Origin of the sequence: Streptomyces lasalocidi, from assembly GCF_005280215.1 — a bacterium.
Classification (GTDB): Bacteria; Actinomycetota; Actinomycetes; order Streptomycetales; family Streptomycetaceae; genus Streptomyces; species Streptomyces longwoodensis.
In genome coordinates, this window is sequence record NZ_SZNQ01000004.1 from 1 (window position 1) to 5,188 (window position 5,188).

General features: G+C 49.3%; 2 tRNA genes and 3 rRNA genes. All 5 read right to left on the minus strand.

What is annotated here, in order from left to right:
- Positions 1–60, minus strand: a 5S ribosomal RNA gene (rrf, locus tag E4U91_RS40100); the annotation flags it as partial.
- A gap of 78 nt (positions 61–138) precedes the next feature.
- Positions 139–3,041: ribosomal RNA gene (locus tag E4U91_RS37885) — 23S ribosomal RNA — on the minus strand.
- A gap of 122 nt (positions 3,042–3,163) precedes the next feature.
- Positions 3,164–3,236 (minus strand) — tRNA-Ala (locus E4U91_RS37890).
- Between the two features lie 51 nt (positions 3,237–3,287).
- Positions 3,288–4,834, minus strand: a 16S ribosomal RNA gene (locus E4U91_RS37895).
- Positions 4,835–5,065: 231 nt separating this feature from the next.
- Positions 5,066–5,137, minus strand: a tRNA-Glu gene (locus tag E4U91_RS37905).
- Between the last annotated feature and the right edge of the window lie 51 nt (positions 5,138–5,188).

Genomic DNA, 5,188 nt, shown 5'->3' on the forward strand with positions numbered 1-5,188 from the left:
GGGCTTAACTTCTGTGTTCGGCATGGGTACAGGTGTATCTCCTAGGCTATCGTCACTTAACTTTGAGTAATACCTACTCAAAATTGAATATCTATCAAATTTCACTTAAAATAATCACGCTTCGTATTCTCAGTTACTTTGGATAAGTCCTCGAGCTATTAGTATTAGTCCGCTACATGTGTCGCCACACTTCCACTTCTAACCTATCTACCTGATCATCTCTCAGGGCTCTTACTGATATAAAATCATGGGAAATCTCATCTTGAGGTGGGTTTCACACTTAGATGCTTTCAGCGTTTATCCCTTCCCTACATAGCTACCCAGCGATGCCTTTGGCAAGACAACTGGTACACCAGCGGTAAGTCCACTCTGGTCCTCTCGTACTAGGAGCAGATCCTCTCAAATTTCCTACGCCCGCGACGGATAGGGACCGAACTGTCTCACGACGTTCTGAACCCAGCTCGCGTGCCGCTTTAATGGGCGAACAGCCCAACCCTTGGGACCGACTACAGCCCCAGGATGCGACGAGCCGACATCGAGGTGCCAAACCTCCCCGTCGATGTGAACTCTTGGGGGAGATAAGCCTGTTATCCCCAGGGTAGCTTTTATCCGTTGAGCGATGGCCCTTCCATACGGAACCACCGGATCACTAAGCCCGACTTTCGTCCCTGCTCGAGTTGTAGCTCTCGCAGTCAAGCTCCCTTATACCTTTACACTCTGCGAATGATTTCCAACCATTCTGAGGGAACCTTTGGGCGCCTCCGTTACCTTTTAGGAGGCGACCGCCCCAGTCAAACTGCCCGTCAGACACTGTCTCCGATAGGGATAACCTATCCGGGTTAGAGTGGCCATAACACAAGGGTAGTATCCCAACAACGTCTCCTTCGAAACTGGCGTCCCGATCTCTTAGACTCCTACCTATCCTGTACATGTGGTACAGACACTCAATATCAAACTGCAGTAAAGCTCCATGGGGTCTTTCCGTCCTGTCGCGGGTAACCTGCATCTTCACAGGTACTAAAATTTCACCGAGTCTCTCGTTGAGACAGTGCCCAAATCATTACGCCTTTCGTGCGGGTCGGAACTTACCCGACAAGGAATTTCGCTACCTTAGGACCGTTATAGTTACGGCCGCCGTTTACTGGGGCTTCAATTCATACCTTCGCGTTACCGCTAAGCACTCCTCTTAACCTTCCAGCACCGGGCAGGCGTCACCCCCTATACATCATCTTACGATTTAGCAGAGAGCTGTGTTTTTGATAAACAGTTGCTTGGGCCTATTCACTGCGGCTGACGTAAAGTCAGCACCCCTTCTCCCGAAGTTACGGGGTCATTTTGCCGAGTTCCTTAACGAGAGTTCTCTCGCTCACCTGAGGCTACTCGCCTCGACTACCTGTGTCGGTTTGCGGTACGGGTAGAGTATGTTTAAACGCTAGAAGCTTTTCTTGGCAGTGTGACGTCACTAACTTCGCTACTAAACTTCGCTCCCCATCACAGCTCAATGTTATAGAATTAAGCATTTAACTCAATTCACACCTCACTGCTTAGACAGACTCTTCCATTCGTCTGCTTTAGTTAGCCTACTGCGTCCCTCCATCACTACATACTCTAGTACAGGAATATCAACCTGTTGTCCATCGGATACACCTTTCGGTCTCTCCTTAGGTCCCGACTAACCCAGGGCGGACGAGCCTTCCCCTGGAAACCTTAGTCTTACGGTGGACAGGATTCTCACCTGTCTTTCGCTACTCATACCGGCATTCTCACTTCTATGCGTTCCAGCACTCCTCACGGTATACCTTCTTCACACATAGAACGCTCTCCTACCATACCTATAAAGGTATCCACAGCTTCGGTAAATTGTTTTAGCCCCGGTACATTTTCGGCGCAGGGTCACTCGACTAGTGAGCTATTACGCACTCTTTGAATGAATAGCTGCTTCTAAGCTAACATCCTAGTTGTCTGTGCAACCCCACATCCTTTTCCACTTAACAATTATTTTGGGACCTTAGCTGGTGGTCTGGGCTGTTTCCCTTTCGACTACGGATCTTAGCACTCGCAGTCTGACTGCCGACCATAATTCATTGGCATTCGGAGTTTATCTGAGATTGGTAATCCGGGATGGACCCCTCACCCAAACAGTGCTCTACCTCCAAGAATCTTTATGTCGACGCTAGCCCTAAAGCTATTTCGGAGAGAACCAGCTATCTCCAAGTTCGTTTGGAATTTCTCCGCTACCCACAAGTCATCCAAGCACTTTTCAACGTGCCCTGGTTCGGTCCTCCAGTGCGTCTTACCGCACCTTCAACCTGCTCATGGGTAGGTCACATGGTTTCGGGTCTACGACATGATACTAATTCGCCCTATTCAGACTCGGTTTCCCTGCGGCTCCGTCTCTTCAACTTAACCTCGCATCATATCGTAACTCGCCGGTTCATTCTACAAAAGGCACGCTCTCACCCATTAACGGGCTCGAACTTGTTGTAGGCACACGGTTTCAGGTTCTATTTCACTCCCCTCCCGGGGTGCTTTTCACCTTTCCCTCACGGTACTGGTTCACTATCGGTCACTAGGGAGTATTTAGGGTTGGGAGATGGTCCTCCCAGATTCCGACGGGATTTCACGTGTCCCGCCGTACTCAGGATACTGCTAGGTACAAAGACTATTTTAAATACGAGGCTATTACTCTCTTTGGCTGATCTTCCCAAATCATTCTTCTATAATCTTTGAGTCCACATTGCAGTCCTACAACCCCGAAGAGTAAACTCTTCGGTTTGCCCTCCTGCCGTTTCGCTCGCCGCTACTAAGGCAATCGCTTTTGCTTTCTCTTCCTGCAGCTACTTAGATGTTTCAGTTCACTGCGTCTTCCTCCTCACATCCTTAACAGATGCGGGTAACAGGTAGTACCTGTTGGGTTCCCCCATTCGGAAATCCCTGGATCATCGCTTACTTACAGCTACCCAAGGCATATCGTCGTTTGTCACGTCCTTCTTCGGCTCCTAGTGCCAAGGCATCCACCGTGCGCCCTTATTAACTTAACCTTATTTTTTGACCTTTCAGTCATAAACTCTTTTAATACTACAGCGTTTCGGTTTATTTTCTTGTTACTATTTGATATAGATATTCAATTTTCAATGTGCATTACTTGGTGATCTCTCACCAATGGAGCCTAGCGGGATCGAACCGCTGACCTCCTGCGTGCAAAGCAGGCGCTCTCCCAGCTGAGCTAAGGCCCCACAAGACCTCTCAAGACTAAACAAGACCAATGTGCAGTTCCTTATCCTTAGAAAGGAGGTGATCCAGCCGCACCTTCCGATACGGCTACCTTGTTACGACTTCACCCCAATCATCTATCCCACCTTAGGCGGCTGGCTCCTAAAAGGTTACCTCACCGACTTCGGGTGTTACAAACTCTCGTGGTGTGACGGGCGGTGTGTACAAGGCCCGGGAACGTATTCACCGCGGCGTGCTGATCCGCGATTACTAGCGATTCCGACTTCATGTAGGCGAGTTGCAGCCTACAATCCGAACTGAGACTGGCTTTAAGAGATTAGCTTGCCGTCACCGGCTTGCGACTCGTTGTACCAGCCATTGTAGCACGTGTGTAGCCCAGGTCATAAGGGGCATGATGATTTGACGTCATCCCCACCTTCCTCCGGTTTATTACCGGCAGTCTCGCTAGAGTGCCCAACTGAATGATGGCAACTAACAATAGGGGTTGCGCTCGTTGCGGGACTTAACCCAACATCTCACGACACGAGCTGACGACAACCATGCACCACCTGTCACCTCTGTCCCGAAGGAAAACTCTATCTCTAGAGCGGTCAGAGGGATGTCAAGACCTGGTAAGGTTCTTCGCGTTGCTTCGAATTAAACCACATGCTCCACCGCTTGTGCGGGCCCCCGTCAATTCCTTTGAGTTTCAACCTTGCGGTCGTACTCCCCAGGCGGAGTGCTTAATGCGTTAGCTGCGGCACTAAACCCCGGAAAGGGTCTAACACCTAGCACTCATCGTTTACGGCGTGGACTACCAGGGTATCTAATCCTGTTTGCTCCCCACGCTTTCGAGCCTCAGCGTCAGTTACAAGCCAGAGAGCCGCTTTCGCCACCGGTGTTCCTCCATATATCTACGCATTTCACCGCTACACATGGAATTCCACTCTCCCCTCTTGCACTCAAGTTAAACAGTTTCCAAAGCGTACTATGGTTAAGCCACAGCCTTTAACTTCAGACTTATCTAACCGCCTGCGCTCGCTTTACGCCCAATAAATCCGGACAACGCTCGGGACCTACGTATTACCGCGGCTGCTGGCACGTAGTTAGCCGTCCCTTTCTGGTAAGATACCGTCACAGTGTGAACTTTCCACTCTCACACTCGTTCTTCTCTTACAACAGAGCTTTACGATCCGAAAACCTTCTTCACTCACGCGGCGTTGCTCGGTCAGACTTCCGTCCATTGCCGAAGATTCCCTACTGCTGCCTCCCGTAGGAGTCTGGGCCGTGTCTCAGTCCCAGTGTGGCCGATCACCCTCTCAGGTCGGCTATGTATCGTTGCCTTGGTGAGCCGTTACCTCACCAACTAGCTAATACAACGCAGGTCCATCTGGTAGTGATGCAATTGCACCTTTTAAGCAAATGTCATGCAACATCTACTATTATGCGGTATTAGCTATCGTTTCCAATAGTTATCCCCCGCTACCAGGCAGGTTACCTACGCGTTACTCACCCGTTCGCAACTCATCCAGAGAAGCAAGCTCCTCCTTCAGCGTTCTACTTGCATGTATTAGGCACGCCGCCAGCGTTCGTCCTGAGCCAGGATCAAACTCTCATTAAAAGTTTGAGTTCTCACTCATTTCTGTCACTGACAGATTTATTGTTTTTTCATTGTTCAGTACTATAACTTCAGTTATAGTGCCCTGCACATTGGTTCGTCTTGTTCAGTTTTCAAAGGTCTTTGTCTCTCACTTCTCTCGTGAGCGACAACTATATTAGTATATCACAGCTACCTGCCTCTGTCAACAGATTTTTTAAACTTTTTTCAAGTTTTTTTAACCGCAATACACCATAGTCCGTACGGGATTCGAACCCGTGTTACCGCCGTGAAAAGGCGGTGTCTTAACCCCTTGACCAACGGACCTTGAGCTTTTCAACTCTTTCTATTATACCTACTTTTCCGCCTTTGTCAAGG